This is a genomic window from Lentilactobacillus parafarraginis DSM 18390 = JCM 14109 (assembly GCF_001435895.1).
GTDB classification, from domain to species: domain Bacteria; phylum Bacillota; class Bacilli; order Lactobacillales; family Lactobacillaceae; genus Lentilactobacillus; species Lentilactobacillus parafarraginis.
Window position 1 is genome coordinate 1 of sequence record NZ_AZFZ01000029.1, and the last position, 15023, is coordinate 15023.

The 15023-nt window shown below is 45.4% G+C and carries 14 protein-coding genes; 8 read left to right on the plus strand and 6 right to left on the minus strand.

Features of this window, described 5'->3' with window-relative positions; genetic code table 11:
- Window positions 1–72: 72 nt before the first annotated feature.
- The 3 genes from FD47_RS07905 to FD47_RS07915 all read right to left on the minus strand — a co-directional run bounded on the left by FD47_RS07905 (window position 73) and on the right by FD47_RS07915 (window position 5167).
- Entirely contained in the window at window positions 73–1278 is a 1206-nt protein-coding gene (locus FD47_RS07905) for a D-alanyl-D-alanine carboxypeptidase (protein ID WP_225352859.1), read from the minus strand.
- A gap of 487 nt (window positions 1279–1765) precedes the next feature.
- Window positions 1766–3502: a hypothetical protein gene (locus FD47_RS07910; protein ID WP_235806069.1), complete on the minus strand. Its 1737-nt coding sequence runs from the start codon at window positions 3500–3502 to the stop codon at window positions 1766–1768.
- 18 nt (window positions 3503–3520) lie between these two features.
- On the minus strand, window positions 3521–5167 hold the full coding sequence (locus FD47_RS07915) for a glycosyltransferase family 39 protein (RefSeq protein ID WP_225352858.1): 1647 nt from the start codon (window positions 5165–5167) through the stop codon (window positions 3521–3523).
- Window positions 5168–5350: 183 nt separating this feature from the next.
- Here FD47_RS07915 and FD47_RS07920 point away from each other — a divergent pair, with 183 nt between their 5' ends.
- Entirely contained in the window at window positions 5351–5920 is a 570-nt protein-coding gene (locus FD47_RS07920; RefSeq protein WP_054734757.1) for a hypothetical protein, read from the plus strand.
- A gap of 171 nt (window positions 5921–6091) precedes the next feature.
- Here the strand turns inward: FD47_RS07920 and FD47_RS07925 are convergent, their stop codons facing one another.
- Together FD47_RS07925 and FD47_RS07930 are read right to left on the minus strand one after the other, a co-directional pair.
- Window positions 6092–7219: a vitamin B12 independent methionine synthase gene (locus FD47_RS07925; RefSeq protein ID WP_054734755.1), complete on the minus strand. Its 1128-nt coding sequence runs from the start codon at window positions 7217–7219 to the stop codon at window positions 6092–6094.
- A 380-nt stretch (window positions 7220–7599) separates the two neighbouring features.
- A complete protein-coding gene (locus tag FD47_RS07930; RefSeq protein ID WP_054734752.1) occupies window positions 7600–8265 on the minus strand; it encodes a YoaK family protein in 666 nt (221 codons plus the stop codon).
- A gap of 199 nt (window positions 8266–8464) precedes the next feature.
- On the opposite strand from FD47_RS07930, the gene FD47_RS07935 reads away from it, so the two are divergent.
- The 6 genes from FD47_RS07935 to FD47_RS07960 all read left to right on the plus strand — a co-directional run bounded on the left by FD47_RS07935 (window position 8465) and on the right by FD47_RS07960 (window position 13191).
- Window positions 8465–9322, plus strand: coding sequence for a PfkB family carbohydrate kinase (locus FD47_RS07935; protein ID WP_054734749.1), 858 nt, complete (start codon window positions 8465–8467; stop codon window positions 9320–9322).
- Entirely contained in the window at window positions 9322–9921 is a 600-nt protein-coding gene (locus FD47_RS07940) for a TIGR01440 family protein (RefSeq protein ID WP_054734745.1), read from the plus strand. The genes FD47_RS07935 and FD47_RS07940 overlap by 1 nt, the downstream gene beginning before the upstream one ends.
- Window positions 9914–10423: an ECF transporter S component gene (locus FD47_RS07945; protein WP_056980441.1), complete on the plus strand. Its 510-nt coding sequence runs from the start codon at window positions 9914–9916 to the stop codon at window positions 10421–10423. The genes FD47_RS07940 and FD47_RS07945 overlap by 8 nt, the downstream gene beginning before the upstream one ends.
- Before the next feature lie 174 nt (window positions 10424–10597).
- The gene (locus tag FD47_RS07950) at window positions 10598–11257 is read left to right on the plus strand and encodes a CPBP family intramembrane glutamic endopeptidase (protein ID WP_056980443.1); all 660 of its coding nucleotides are present in this window, start codon (window positions 10598–10600) and stop codon (window positions 11255–11257) included.
- A gap of 229 nt (window positions 11258–11486) precedes the next feature.
- The gene (locus FD47_RS07955; RefSeq protein ID WP_054734737.1) at window positions 11487–11786 is read left to right on the plus strand and encodes a hypothetical protein; all 300 of its coding nucleotides are present in this window, start codon (window positions 11487–11489) and stop codon (window positions 11784–11786) included.
- Between the two features lie 76 nt (window positions 11787–11862).
- Window positions 11863–13191 (plus strand): C1 family peptidase, encoded by a 1329-nt coding sequence (locus tag FD47_RS07960; RefSeq protein ID WP_054734733.1) that lies wholly within the window; start codon window positions 11863–11865, stop codon window positions 13189–13191.
- A gap of 88 nt (window positions 13192–13279) precedes the next feature.
- Here the strand turns inward: FD47_RS07960 and FD47_RS07965 are convergent, their stop codons facing one another.
- The gene (locus FD47_RS07965) at window positions 13280–13834 is read right to left on the minus strand and encodes a hypothetical protein (RefSeq protein WP_008214494.1); all 555 of its coding nucleotides are present in this window, start codon (window positions 13832–13834) and stop codon (window positions 13280–13282) included.
- 153 nt (window positions 13835–13987) lie between these two features.
- On the opposite strand from FD47_RS07965, the gene FD47_RS07970 reads away from it, so the two are divergent.
- The gene (locus FD47_RS07970) at window positions 13988–14941 is read left to right on the plus strand and encodes a LacI family DNA-binding transcriptional regulator (RefSeq protein ID WP_054734731.1); all 954 of its coding nucleotides are present in this window, start codon (window positions 13988–13990) and stop codon (window positions 14939–14941) included.
- The last annotated feature ends 82 nt before the right edge of the window (window positions 14942–15023 follow it).

Below are 15023 nucleotides of genomic sequence, written 5' to 3' on the forward strand. Positions count from 1 at the left end.
AAGTGTCCAACTTGCAGGGTTCACTTCAATCATTTATGGTGGTTGAAACGGCTCTTTAAATTGTGCTTGATGCTAGTCCGTGAAGAAAAATGACTGATCATTATTATTTGAGTTTCCGGTTGGGTCGGTTTGGCCAATCACGATCGCATAACCGTTGGCATACCCGTCGCCATCGTTGGCAACGATTTGGCCTAAAATATCGGGAACGTTATCGATGATCTGAATGCCAATTTGATAATTTGCCATATTCGAACGTTTGGTAGCGTCGTAACCGGCTTCGTCTAAGAGTTGCTTAACGGCTTTGAGCTTCTTTGCGTCCGACCACGTGGCGTGTTTCAGCAGGTAACGATCAATGGTTGGAAATGCCTTGATGTTGCTGTAGCCGCTGGTGCTGACAGGGGTGACGTCCTCAGCACTCATAATTGACTGGTCCGCTGCGTCATAGTTATAAGCGGCGATTCGGGAAAGATTATAGTCAATTTTGCTGTAAGGAAATAAGTCGGCAATGGCCTTGGTGAGTTTCTGATACTTTGCGGTTTTAACAAACTGGTTGTAGTCAGTGTCGCCCTGAAAGTCGTCGATTGGCACGTAATTTTGACCGGTGTGGTTGGGATTCTTCCCGTGTTTAAGGTAGCCGTGCCAAACGTAGCCGCCGACGTCACGGCCATTACCCCGGAGCGTTCCGGTGACGTAATAGTAAACGGCGCGTTTATTGCCGTGGCGCATGACGACAGTTTCCGTTCGGTACCAGTTCATCCCGGGGAAGTTCTTGAGGTGAACGCGCACCTTGGTGTGATTATAGTTCCACATTTTGACGTCTTGACCATAGTAACGGGCGTAGTAGGATCCGGACTGGTTTGCCCACTTTTGCTTGATGATTTGGTAGCCTTTCGGGCTGTAACCACTGGCTAAGTTTCCTCGCCAGACATAACCACTGATTGAATTGGTGGTGTTTTTGACCAAATAATAAACCCGCTTATGCGAACCGTGTTTCAGGACAACCGATTTTGAAAGAAACCAGGTTGTCGCCTGATAGTTCTTGAGATTATGCAATTTTTGGGTGTGTTGTTTGTTCCACATATAGGCTGTTTTTGAGGATTTGGCGTGAAAGGGTAGGCGGACAGCGTGTTTTTTATCGCTGTAAACATGCGAGTAATCCTTGGTTTTCACGATTTGGTAGCTGCTGGTTTTCTTGCTTGCAGCCTGTGTTTCCATTGGACTCACGGCAAGCCCAAATAAAAGTCCAAATGCAACAACAACGGCAGTGGGTCTTTTCATCAACAAAATCCTTTCCAACTTTGATTGATACATATTTATGATTAATATAGCATAACTAATTTGAAAATGGCGTTGAAAGCCAATTGATCCGCGTAATTTTAGCAAAAGTTACGAATTCGGCCACCCAAAAAGGCTGAGTATCCGACGCGCGAATACTCAGCCCTCAATTGTGACAAATATGGATCGATTCAGTTTGAATCCGTTGCGACTAGCGAATATAGAACCATGACCAGCCCGATTAATGTGCAGATGACATGGTACCACCAAAAGCCACCAAGCACGGGAGATCCGGTCATCATTAAGAGATTGCCTAAGATAACGAGGCCACACCAAAACGGGAATGTTTTGTAGAAATGTCGATTGAAAGTCATTATAATCATCCACTCTATCATTGATAAGTAATTAATTCACAATACCTACCATAATCGTAAATCATAACCGATATGAAGGCAATTAAGATGTCTTATAAAGTGGGTTGGACTTTGACTCATCGAGGACGCTGCTGTTTTGATGGCATCATTAGCATAATCAATCCAAAGAGGCTGAGGAGAATGACTGTGCTGGTCATTAAGAAGTTTTCATAGACGACATGAATTTTGTGCGGGCCTGAGGATATATGGTTAATTGTTAATAGGCTTCGGTGGGACTTTGATAGGGGTATGGATTTGCCATCTAGCGTGACACGATAATGGGCATTGTAAATGGCAAATGGAAGTTCAACGTGAGAAAGTGGGTTTTGACCATCGATTGAGATCGTCGCTTGATTTGGACCGCTTTGTATTTTTGTTGGGATCACAACGTTAGTATTGCCGATTATTGCGTAGTGTTCCGGAGCGGCAACGGTGTCAAAACTGCTTCTCATCTTTTGAGGCAAATAATCCGCAACGCCAATGTGACCCATGAGGTTTTCGTATTCATACTGATTGGTGATTTTATACCACGCAAGTCCCTTATGGTAGCTAAATCCCTGGGATTTACTCAGTTGGTAGTTAATTTCTGGCGAGCTAATCTCGAATTTAATATGATTATGTTGAACATCGAGAGACAATAACACAGTGACCAGCAAAATAACGGCGACCAACGAACCTCGAAGACGACGGGAAGCGATTTCTCTTAATAATTCAGTTATTGCGACGCTAAAAATAACCGTTAAGAAAAATTGTGGAAAAATCAAAAGACGCCATGGAAATTGAATAAGTCGAAGTGGTGTTGATTGAAACGCATGCCATGGAACCAGGGAACTGCTGATTAAAAAATAAGCAATTGATAGCCACAATAAGGGTCTTAAAAATCTTGTCAGACGTCGATAATAAACAATGCCAAGCAAGAATCCGGCCAATGAAAAAAGGGTAATGCCATATGTGATTTGGTTCGTCAATGTCTGTGACAAATAGCGGGTTATCGATACTCCGTTCAAAGCAAAAGCATACGGTGTTACCAATTGAGTTCTTGAGAAGTTGAAGGCAGGAAGCCAAAAGCTGATTGTCAAAAGAATCGTAAGACTAACGGCTTTTGCCAATTGAAAAAATTTAAATTTTGAAAGTTCATGATAATTGATAATTGTGATGATGACAAACGTACAAATTAAAAAGATGGTGTTTAACACGTGGCTGAGACAAATCAACGTCACACCAAGGGCCAGCATTTTATACTTACCAAATTTTAACCAATGATAAAGTCCGGCAAATGCTAATGGCAAGAAAATAAGACTGTACGTAATCCCGATATCACCCATATAAAAGTTATAATTAACAGTCATCCCCGAAAGCATGTATACGGCGGCAAAAATATAGGCAGACAGCCGACGATTAATCACTGACTGATAACTGTAAAGGGCGATTATCAGTCCTAAAAACGAGCTGAAGATCATGCCAACATAATAGCTCACAATCGGCTGACCAATTATCAATCGACAAAGTGCGAACGGGTACAGTGGCAGCTTGGGGTATAAGCTCATGACCGCTGAGCCGTTTTGGTTGAATGTATAAGTTGCGATCGCCGGTAAGAAGTTAAGATGGCGCAAAGTTTGATAGACTTCCTCAATTCGCTGGAGGTGAAATTGCAAGTCTTGGGCCCCAAAAAGCCAACCATATCTGGCAAACAAAATGACATTTAGAATGCTAAAAATAACAAACGATCCCAGAATCAGGCCATCACGCTTCCAAAAACGGGTGGTGAATAAGTGATTTTCATGAGTGGATGAACCAACTTGTTTATGAGTCACGATATCTCCTTTGTGGGCTTATTTTCGTTTCAACAACCAATAGGTCACGTTGGCACTCTCGAAATTCTGGGTGTGATTGGTGACCACGCGGTAATTTTTGAGTAGCGGCTTAGCAATCTTTTTGGTTCCTGGATTGATATTACCGCTGATAATTTTGCCAGCCATATTGGGGCTGCCGTTCCACTTGTTAATTTGCTTACCAGCCGGGGTATTTAGAACCACCCACTGAACCTGATGCTTTTTGATGACATTCAGTTGACTGTCCAGAATTTCGGGCGCCTTACTATGCGGAATGTTATAGTTCTGGAAATAGTAAGTACTCGGCAGGGCGCCGGACGTGGTGTAAAAGCCCATGTCAATTGAACCGTAATTGAGCATTGTTGGTCGGCCCTTACTTTGGGCCCGCATGATACGGCCAAACTCAATTTGGGCGGGCTGCTGCGGTTTGTTGGTCTGATTAAGGGTAACGGAACCGTTATTCGGAAAGATTCGCGAACTTAAAATGTTGTCGTTGACCCCCAAAACGAGGAAGAAACTGAGCAGTGCGCAACTGATTAGGACCATGGATTCGTTTTTCTCGGTAATTTTGACGTCGAACCGCTTAATCGCGTTGATCAGTGCAAACACCCCGGGGATAACCAGGTACGGGAAGAAGGCGAGTTCATAGTACTGGTACACTTGCCCAGAATGGTAGCCGTAGACAATGAAAGCCGCGTTGACGACCATCATCATGACAAATAACATTTTGCCCCAAGCTGATTTGAATGCCGACCGACTGAACAATAGGTAAACGTATCCCAGAAAACCGCAGAGAAAGATCAACGGATCCTGGCGAAGAAAGCTGCTGTAAATGGTCAGTGACTCGATGAACTTAGCGAATACCGAGTTGTTTGACAGCATGTAAATGTGCATGTTTTCGTAAAAGTAAACGTGAAAGAAATCGCCAAGGGAGTGAGTTGCCAGGAAGAAGATTAACCAGGGACCAACGGCAATCGCAAACCCCAGCGCGCTCCAGCCAATGAGTTTGGAAATTTCCGGCCACATTTTTTTCTTAACGTAGTACCCAAACATTGCCAGGTAAAAGATGATCCAGCCACCCAGTAAGGTGTATTTCATCAAAAAGGTCAGCCCAACTAAAAACCCTTGAAGCGTCCAGTCCCAGCGCACAATCACAAATTGATTGCGGTCCGCTTTTAGTAAGGTGTAAATGAGTGACAGCATCGCTGCAAACAGCAGTGATTCCACCGTATCACCATAGTTATAGTAAGGGTGAAACAGTTGAAATAGTGGCATTAAAATTGCAATCGCGCACGCCGCGAGTTGATAAGTATACATTCTGGCGATTTTATAAACTATGTACATTGATAGAAATAGACTCAGCACTTCAAACGGGAACATCCCCAGAAGGGAGTGACCGTTGAAGAGGGACGCGATGCCGTGAATCAGGTAAACATAGGGGCCTTTTTGTTCGAAAACGTCCTTATATGGCAGAATTCCGTGCATTAGGGCCTTGCCAACCGTGAAGAAACAGTTGTTATCTGGAGAATAGTCGAAGTAAAATAGCGGCGACGTATAACTAGCAAACCCCATGAACCAAATGCTGATAATGAGGAAAAACAGCAGGTAGGCGCGTTTGGACAGCCAATCCTTTATCTTTACAAACACAATAATCACTCAATTCTCAAAAAAGTTTTATAGAAATAGTATAATTGATCTTAACAAAAGATTAAATACATATTATGATATGTAATTAAGGATGTAGGGCTTGAACATTTTAACCGATGAATCATTGTTTGTACCAAATTAACTAATTTATTTGGAATAACATAACTCGGAGGGTATTCATACATGAAGAAAACTTTACTATATCTAACAGCAGCCGTTACCTTATTTTCCGTTGGCAGTGTAGCTTCAGCAAGCTTACATACCAACAACACTGACAACGTCACCGCCACTGCCACTAGTGGTTCAGGTGTGACTGCAACCAGCGGCTCAACGGTCACTGTTTCCAGCTCATCGACGCCAACTAGCGAATCATCAAGCACCACACCAGTTACCACTACAACCTCAGCTGCCTCAAAGAAGGCCAAAGCTGTTAAGTCAGCTAAGGCCGCCGTTGCCAAAGCTAAGGCATCCGCTAACAAGGCCAAGGCTTCATACAAGAAAGCCAAGAAGGCTTCAACTAAGGCCAAGTACCTTAAGTCATACAAGAAGGCCTATGCTTCTTACAAGAAGGCTCAAGCTAAGTTAGCAACTTTGAAGCACCCAACGGCCGTTAAGAATGCTAAAGCAAAGGTTGCCAAGGCTAAGGCTTCATACAAGAAAGCCAAGAAGGCTGCAACTAAAGCTAAGTATCTTAAGGCTTACAAGGCTGCCACAGCTAACCTTAACAAAACCTACGTTAAGTACGGCAAGTAATTCGAAACAAAACGTGTAATCTGCGTGATTACACGTTGCTTTTTGCACAGCATGGTTAGGCACAGACTTGGTTAAAGTGGCTTACATCCGACATTAAAAAATCCGCTTCCAAAATCATTTGGAAGTGGATTTTTTTAAGTTCTAATGGTCCTTTTCGGGCCAAGGCACGCGTTAAACGTCCCAGACCTTCTCGGCAATTCGCTTAACCAGTTGCAGTTTAGCCCACTGCTGTTCAGCCGTTAGCTTATTGCCTTCTTCAGTTGATGCAAAGCCGCATTGGGTTGACAGCGCCAAATTTTCGAGCGGCACCTGAGCACTCGCTTCATGAATCCGGTTGATTACCTGATCGGCATCTTCGAGTTTCGGATCTTTGGAGGTGATAAGCCCAAGAACCAAGCGTTTGTTGTGATCGCCATTCCAGATCCGGCTCAGCGGTTTAAAGTTACCAGAACGGGAGTTGTCATACTCTAAGAACAGCCCGTCGTAGTGAAGTTCGCCCAGATAGTCGGCGATGTCATCGTAACCACCGGAGAACAGGTAAGTGGACTTGAAGTTGCCCCGGCAAATATGGGTGGTTACCGTTAGATCATCCGGGAGCCCTGTCAACAGTTGGTTAATCACGTGAACGGCATCCTCAGCCATTTTCACGTACTTTTGGTGTTCATCGGCATCTCCAACAGTTTCGTTTAATTGACTGATTAGAAACGCCCACGTTGTGTCGTCTAGTTGGATGTAGCGACAGCCAAGATCATAAAAATGTTGAATAGTTTCGTGGTAGGCAGCAGCCAGATCGGTGAGATAGGCGTCCCAGGAATCGTAAAATTTAGCCCAGTTATCACTACGGTTATCGCGAAACATCATTGTTGGTGATGGAATGGTTTGTTTAGGGGTGACGCCATCCGGGGTAATCGATTGCAAGAACTGGAAACTATCAAAGAAGGGATGGTTGGGGTTATAGGCGATCTTATCAACCAGGTCCGCGTTATCGGTTCGCGTTTTGCTGCCGTGGAATTTGTAACTCTTGTGATAGTCGTAATGGCCGACGCCACCGAGTCCCCACAGAAAGTCCAAATGCCACCAGGAACGGTTGAATTCACCATCGGTAACGTCCTTTAAACCCAATTCAACCTGTTTGTTAACGATTTTCTTGGTTTCTTCATGTTGAATCGCCCGCAGCTGCTTTTCGTCAATCGCCCCGTCCTTGAATTGTTTGTGGGCGTCCTTTAGCGCTTGGGTTCGCAGTAAGCTTCCCACAACGTCGTAACGGTATGGAAATTTAACTTGAGTTGCTTCTGTCATAATTAACTCCTCCTAAAATAGTATTCATAATCAGCTTACAAAAAAAGCATTCGCCCCTAACTGCCAGTTGACAGCTAAGGGGCGAATGCTCGCGTTACCACCCTTGTTCACACCTACTGGAGGTGCCTTAACGATACCAAATGATATCCGGGAAGTTAACGGTTCCTACCGATGATTCTGCGTGAACAAAACCATGTAAACGGGAGCTCATCTTCACCGGAAACCCCATGCCCGATTCCATCAGCCGAGCTTTCTGAAATGGGTGCTGCCGGTTACTCTTCTCCTTAAAGTTCTAAATTCGTAAGCTAATCAAATTTTAATCTAGGATAGCTTAAAACTCGGTGAAAGTCAATTCTTCAAACATCACGGGACGTGGATCCTTAATCAGTCTGAGGTTTGTTCTTGAAACCGACCATCATAACGATGAGAAAAATATTAATCACCATTGCGACTAACAAAACATTCGGCCCAACGGCATGGAGCCAGTACGCGCTAAATATGATTCCGAGCACAAACATCATGATGCCGCTCAAGAAGAACCCCGCCTGTAAGAGTGCTTGGTGATTGCGGCTAAAAATGGCTTCATAAACGTTGTTGGAAAAGTTCTTGAGGTTTCCGGTCATAATGCCGTTATTGACGCTGGTGCCGCCAATTTTATTGAAAACCGTTAACTCGTAACCGGAAAAGAACCCCAGGATAAATAAAATCGTCAATTCACCAGCGCCTAATAGAATGGTGCCGTCAACAATTGCCAGTAATAAAGTGCTGAATGCTAATAGGATGATAAACCGATTTCGGTCAGAAAATGGCAAGTGCTTAGCAGCTTGGGAGATAAACGCTCCGATTAAAAACCCAATGAGGACCGGCAGGCGCACGTAAGCGGTTTGCCAGCCCTTAGAGACTAACTCGTAAGCGAAAACGACCAGGTTTCCGGTTTGCGCACTCACAAACGAGCCGGCAAAGTTCTGAAAGGTATAGGCGTCAATGGCCCCCATGATGAAGGTTTGAAAGAGGGTTGTCAGGCTATTCTTGGTTGAAAAGGTCATCGCTAATTCCTCCTGAACACATCAAAGCAAACAATCCGACCTATGCACCCTAATTTTCTCACTTTCGGCTAAATCTTGGTATAATTAGGCTACTTTTAATGAGAATTGGATCCATTTTCTGAGTGAACTATTAATTTCAGGTCATTCTGCGGTACAATAGGCTGGAGTTATTTTATTTCAGTGGGTAGGGGGAACGAGAATGACGCAGGCAAGCGTATTGGTCGCAGAGGATTTTTCTGCCGTGGGGCGGATGTCCACAACGGCCGCAATTTCAATATTTTCCGGGTTTGGCATTCAAACGGCTGCTGTACCGACGGAAGTCCTCTCTACACAAACAGAAGGGTTTGGTAAGCCGGCGGTGTTGAAGACTGACGACTGGATTAAGCGAGCATTGAAACATTGGCGAACCGTCAGCGATCTGGATTTGAGCGGGGCAGTGGTTGGCTATGTTGGCAGTGCGAAGACGTGTGAGTTACTGGCTGATTTTTTAACGAAATCAGCTATCAATCGGGTAATTGTCGACCCGGTTCTTGGTGATCAGGGGGCGCTCTACGACGGCTTTGACGCGGCGTATGTCGATGCGGTTAAGAAGCTGATTGCCACGGCCACCGTGATTACGCCGAACATCACCGAACTGGCGCTGTTGACCCATACGCATTTGGTACCGGAATCCAGCGATGCAGATATCTTAGCGGCCATCGACAAGCTTACCCGGGATTTTGATAACCATCCGCGGGTGGTTGTGACCAGCGTTCATCGAGATGCTGGGATGGGATCGTGTTTCGAGCGTGACGGCCAGTTGAGCTGGAACGGCGCGCCGTTGGTAACGGGTCACTTTTATGGTACCGGGGATCTGTTTACGGCACTACTCTGTGGCTATCTTGATTTTGGCATAACATTTGAAAGTGCGGTTCAACGCGCGGTGATGGGCACCTATGAAGCGGTTACCCGAACCGCTAAGCAGGCACCGGAACAGCGTAAGTATGGGATGGATTTGACGAAAACCCTGAGTGATGTCACTAAATTCACGCTGGGTCAAAGAAGAGGGGAATTCTAATGCCGACATTATCAACCATTAAGAACGACTTAAGTGACGTATTGACGGAGTACTTTGATCGGGTGTCATTTCCAAAGAACGGCATCTTCGTTGTTGGCTGCAGCACCAGTGAAATCAGCGGGGATTGGAAGGGAACCAATTCCCGACTCGATGTTGGTAAAGCCGTTGTGGAAACCCTGGAAGACTTTTTGCTGCCGCGGGGTATTCATATTGCAATTCAAGGTTGTGAGCACATTAACCGGGCATTGTTGGTCGAACGTGAGGTTGCCGAACAACACAATTTAGAAATTGTCTCGGTGGTTCCGGCAATTCATGCTGGCGGTGGCACGCAGGTAGCTGCTTATCAACGAATGACCGATCCCGTTGAGGTTGAACACATTACCGCGTTTGGCGGCATCGACATTGGCGGAACGGAAATTGGCATGCACGTTAAATTTGTGCAGCTGCCAGTCCGCATGAACCATCGAAAAGTTGGCGCGGCTAATGTCGTTGCACTAGCATCACGGCCAAAGTTGATCGGTGGTCAACGGGCGCGGTATGATTTCACTGAGGAAAATCTCAAAGACTATACGTTAGAAGGTAATCGAAATAATGGATAATAAAAGTGTTGGGCACAGCAGTCAATTCCGAACGGTCATTTTAACGGCGATGTTTGTTGCCGCGACCCTTGCCGTTAGTATGGCGATTCCGCCAATCCCCATTCCGGGAACTCACGGGAATTTTAACCTCTGTGACGCCGGGATTCTGATTAGTGCCCTGTTACTCGGGCCCAAGGTTGGGGGCGTTGTTGGGGCTTTAAGCGGCTTCTTGCTTGATATTCTGACTGGTTACAGCAATTATTCGATTTTTTCATTTATTGTCCACGGACTGGAAGGCGTTGTTGCTGGGTGGTTGGCTCATCGCAGTGCTAAGAAGTATGCCAGCGTGATTGCGGTGATCGTGGCAGCCTTGGTCATGGTGGTCGGCTACTTTTTCGCCGATTCATTTCTATACACAATCTACGCCGGCTATCTCGGAATCTTTACCAACCTGATTCAAGGATTGGTCGGGGCTGTGATTGCGATGTTTGTAATTCCGTTTTTGCGAAAACGGGTGCACTAAGCGTTGTCATCAATGAGCACCACTCACATTAATGGGTGGTGTTTTTTTATGGGCTGTGAGAACCGATTCTTTAACAGCACCATTGACGAGTCACATTAAATATGATAATTTGATTAAAATATTAGAATTAGATAATTGAGTGACCCGATTGTTTGGAGAAAGCTGGCTTGAATCATGATCATTGAAAATCGGTGGCCCTGGGGAAAGCAACTCAGCCTTGGCATCATCTTGATGATATTTTATATTATTTTGGGATTTTTCGTGTATGGGAGTCAGCTGCTTACAACTGCCATTTTTATTTGCGGGTACAGCGTGATAACCGCTGGATTAGTTTATTGGTCACTGGGTTCGTGGAAAGTCTTCCAGAAACGTGTCCGGATAACGGCTCCTCTCAAATTGTGGACTTGGGTTCTGGTGGTGGCGTTTGTCATCTTTGCTTTTGCCGCACAGTGGCCGGCAATGTTTGCCGTAACGCTTCATTCAAAGGCCATTTTGGCGACAACGTTGATTGCTTTGGGCACCGGAATTTTTGAAGAAAGTTTATTTCGCGGGACCTTCTTTTCAGTTTTCATGGCCAACATGCAGTATCGAAGCCGGTCGTATCAGCTGACCCGCTCGGCAATCTATTCATCGATTATCTTCGGACTCATTCATATCACGAATGTAATCGGTGGAAACTTGCAGGCCGTGCTTCAGCAGGTGGTTTACGCAATGGCATTTGGTTTGTTCCTGTGCGTGATCCGGGTGATGACCAACACGTTACTGTGGGTCATCATCATTCATGCGGTCGCGGACTGGGCACCCGCCACAGCCACGGGTAGTGGGCCGACGTAAGTATCAAGCTGGTGGCTGATTGTTGGCGTGTTTGGCGTGCTGATGGTGGTCAGTTTGGTTTACTTGGCGAAGGTTGACCGGCTGCTCGAACGAAGCGCAAATTCGGGGATGCCAAATGAGCAGGGTGGTTAGCCGCCTGGCATGGTGTTGACAATTTGAAGCATTAATTTGTATAGTGGAATTTAAGATCGTGAACCGAAGGCAACTCTCAAGGAGGCTATTACATAAATTGGATTGGTTTGACGCAATTACTGATGCTATCTCATTTTTCTTTATCGACGCGTGTCCCGAATTTTGGAAAAATACCAGGGTTCCCCGCTGGCTGCGGGTACTCTCCCTTCTGCCGGTGATCGTCCTGGCATTGATTGCCTTGGCGATTACCTGGTTGATCTTACTTAATGGGATTGCCTGGTTGATCATCATTAGTGGGGGTCTGGCCGTGGTCTTCATTTGGATAAGCTGGCACTACCTGAGAATTATTTTTTCGAAATCCGCTCAACCGGCTGAAGATGGCGGTCAACGTCATTAATTATCCTGATTGCTGATTCGACAATAAAGCTCTACAATATTGATAATAACCAAATTGAATCGGGAGGTTTTCGTACATGACTGAAATCGACTATGCCCTGGACAAGGATGACCTTGCTCAACTGCATCAAGAATTCGTGAACACGCCCAAAAGTGACGTTCTATCACGCATCATTACCCAAAACGGGATTAATCCGGCAGCCGAGGATCCAAACGCCGCGGTGCGTTTAAACCCGGTATTTTCCGTTGATTTGCAAACCGGATCGGTCACCAACCAGAAACAGAGTGGCCGCTGCTGGCTGTTTTCATTGGTGAACACTTTGCGCCATGGTTTTGCGAAAAAATACAAGGTGAAGGATTTTAATTTGTCGCAGAAGTATTTATTTTTCTGGGATAAAATTGAACGGGCCAACATCTATTACAGTCGGATGATTGCAACTGCCGACCGGCCAGCCAATGACCGTGAAGTGGCGTTCTATCTGGGGATGCCCGGCGAAGACGGCGGTCAGTGGGCAATGGCGGCGGCCTTGGTTCAAAAGTACGGGGTGGTGCCGGTTTCCGATTATCCGGAAACCAGTAACGTTGAAAATACCGCTGCTTTTGATGCCGTCATGAATCGCAAACTGCGAATCGACGGGATGCAGCTTCGCAATATGGTGAATGCCGGTAAATCGGATGAAGAAATTGAAGCTGCTCGCAAGCACATGCTCGATGACGTTTATCACATTGTCGCCTATTCGTTTGGCGAGCCGCCAACTCAGGTTGATTTTGCCTACCGGGATGACGACAAAAAGTACCATAAAGTTACCGGATTAACGCCCCAAGAATTTTACGCCCAGTACTTTGATGTTGATCTCGACGATTATGTGGTGATCGCCAACTCCCCAGACAAGGATTACGATAAGCGCTACTCGTTACCAAGTCAGGACAACGTTCAGGGCGGTAAGCACATTGAATTTTTGAACTTGCCGATGACTGAATTGACAAGGACAGCGATTGCGCAATTAAAAGATGGTGAGGGTGTTTGGTTCGGTAACGACGTCTTAGAACAAATGGACCGTAAGAAAGGGTATCTGGATAGTCACCTTTATCGGTACTCTGAGTTGTTTGCCGTTGATCTTGGCATGACCAAGGCACAACGGTTGGAATATCACCAGGCCGAGGTTTCTCACGCAATGACGTTGACGGGGGTCGATCTTGATGATCAGGATCAGCCAACCAAATGGAAGGTTGAGAATTCTTGGGGTGACAAGAATGGTGAGAAGGGTTATTTCACCATGAGTCCGGATTGGATGGACGATTACGTGTATGAAGTTGTCGTTCGTAAGAAGTATTTAACGACTAAACAGCAAGCGCTTCTCAAGCAGGCACCAATCGAGTTGCCGGCATGGGATTCACTGGCTTAAGCCTTTCAAAACCGTTATTAAAAAGGCCACCGCGTCTTCCCTGACTAAAACAGTCGGAGTTGAAACGGTGGTCTTTATCAATGCTTCATTATTTTGCGGGGGTCACTAAAACTTGAGCGGCATTATCGTCATCCAGGTTGCGAACAACCTTGAAGCCGGTAACGGACAAGTTGCTGGTGTGATTCTTGCCGTTTACCTTACTTTTAACGGTGACGGTTTGATCCATTGGAATATCAGATAACTTTCCCTTCATATAAATAATGGGTTTATTAGCTGATTGATTTTTGAAAGTGTATTTTAAGGTCCCCTGTTTATTCAAATCATTAGCTTTTTTGGCGGCCTGATAAGTTTTATACATTTTGGAAACACTATAAATGGTAACGGTATGGTGCTTCTTATCGAACCGATAGGCATCAATGCCAGTTTTACTCTTGTCATTGATTGCTCCGTTCATATACCACAGATTATCGGAAGCGGTTAACGCGGTTTTTGCCGATTTGTGGGCAACGGGGTTGTTCTGCATACTAGTCTTACTGCTTTGATTGGATGACCCCTTATTGGAAGAAGTCCCACACCCGGCGAGGACAAGCCCAAGGCCGGCAACCGTCACAAAAATGGCGGCTAATGATTTACTCGTTTTCATATTCGCTTTCACCTCATAAGATGAAATTATCACACAACACTTGCAAAATCTAGTCGGATGACTGAATATTAATAATTGAAATAGAATCTTAATACGTTCGAAATTTTCAAAACCATCTCGACAAATGATCTCTATAGATAGGAAGAAAAAGCTATGGCAACAATTCGTGATATCGCCAAACAAATGGGGCTCTCAGTTTCAACCGTTTCTCGGGCCCTTAATGATAATCAGCGCATTAGTGCGCGCACTCGTAAGAAAGTTAAGCAAATGGCGGCCCATCTTGGCTATCAGCCTAACTATAACGCTCGTAATTTAACCAATCAGGAGGCTAACGCCGTCGGGGTTATTTTCCCCGTTAACAATCGGGTGGTTGACAACATTTTTTATGTGGGTCTATTACGAGGGATTAATGAACGCTTAACGGCCAAAAACTTTGTCCTGTCTGTTGCAATCGGAAACGCAACGGAACAGGTTCTCGAAAATGTTAAATCAATGATTAACCGTGCCCAAATTAAGCGATTCATTTTGTTATATTCTCACATTAATGACCCCATTATTGAGCTCTTACGAAAACAAGATGTTGAATTTGTGACCGTCGGTAAACCAGCAGCTGGCCAAAATTGGCCCTACGTTGATAACAACAATGTTAAGGCCGGCGCGGACGCTACCCGATTTTTGATTAATCATTATCAAGTTAGTCACCCCGTGTTTGCGGAGTCCCCAAATGGATGGCCGTATGAGTTGGACCGCCGCGAAGGGTACCTAAAGGAAATGGCCCAAACAAATCGCAAACCGGTTATCTTTGCGGTTCCCGATGATAATGATTCCCAACTGACGCAGTTGATCATTGCCAATCCCCAAATGGATGGGATCGTGGCAACGGACGACTACACCGGTTTGTTAATTTACCATCGATTTAAAGCGCTGTTTCCGGACAAATCAATTGAAGTTATTGGCTTTAATAATTCGCTTCCCAACGAGCTAACCGACCAGCACTTTCACTCCGTTGACCTTCATCCAAAAGAGATGGGCAAGGCTGCCGTCGATCTTCTGTTTTCTGAGGAAGTCGGCAAGCCCCAACGCGCAATTGTGACGCATACGGTCTAGGGACTTGGGGGTGATTTCCTGCCATGCGTGGCGATCATCGCCGGTCCCACCGGTCATTTCTAACATGAAAGCTGGTGCTTGA

What these genes read in the sequence shown, in the direction of transcription:
- FD47_RS07905 (WP_225352859.1), bottom strand. Translation starts at nt 1,278, where the DNA reads ATGAAAAGACCCACTGCCGTTGTTGTTGCATTTGGACTTTTATTTGGG.
- FD47_RS07920 (WP_054734757.1), top strand. Translation starts at nt 5,351, where the DNA reads ATGAAGAAAACTTTACTATATCTAACAGCAGCCGTTACCTTATTTTCC.
- FD47_RS07925 (WP_054734755.1), bottom strand. Translation starts at nt 7,219, where the DNA reads ATGACAGAAGCAACTCAAGTTAAATTTCCATACCGTTACGACGTTGTG.
- FD47_RS07930 (WP_054734752.1), bottom strand. Translation starts at nt 8,265, where the DNA reads ATGACCTTTTCAACCAAGAATAGCCTGACAACCCTCTTTCAAACCTTC.
- FD47_RS07935 (WP_054734749.1), top strand. Translation starts at nt 8,465, where the DNA reads ATGACGCAGGCAAGCGTATTGGTCGCAGAGGATTTTTCTGCCGTGGGG.
- FD47_RS07940 (WP_054734745.1), top strand. Translation starts at nt 9,322, where the DNA reads ATGCCGACATTATCAACCATTAAGAACGACTTAAGTGACGTATTGACG.
- FD47_RS07945 (WP_056980441.1), top strand. Translation starts at nt 9,914, where the DNA reads ATGGATAATAAAAGTGTTGGGCACAGCAGTCAATTCCGAACGGTCATT.
- FD47_RS07950 (WP_056980443.1), top strand. Translation starts at nt 10,598, where the DNA reads ATGATCATTGAAAATCGGTGGCCCTGGGGAAAGCAACTCAGCCTTGGC.
- FD47_RS07960 (WP_054734733.1), top strand. Translation starts at nt 11,863, where the DNA reads ATGACTGAAATCGACTATGCCCTGGACAAGGATGACCTTGCTCAACTG.
- FD47_RS07965 (WP_008214494.1), bottom strand. Translation starts at nt 13,834, where the DNA reads ATGAAAACGAGTAAATCATTAGCCGCCATTTTTGTGACGGTTGCCGGC.
- FD47_RS07970 (WP_054734731.1), top strand. Translation starts at nt 13,988, where the DNA reads ATGGCAACAATTCGTGATATCGCCAAACAAATGGGGCTCTCAGTTTCA.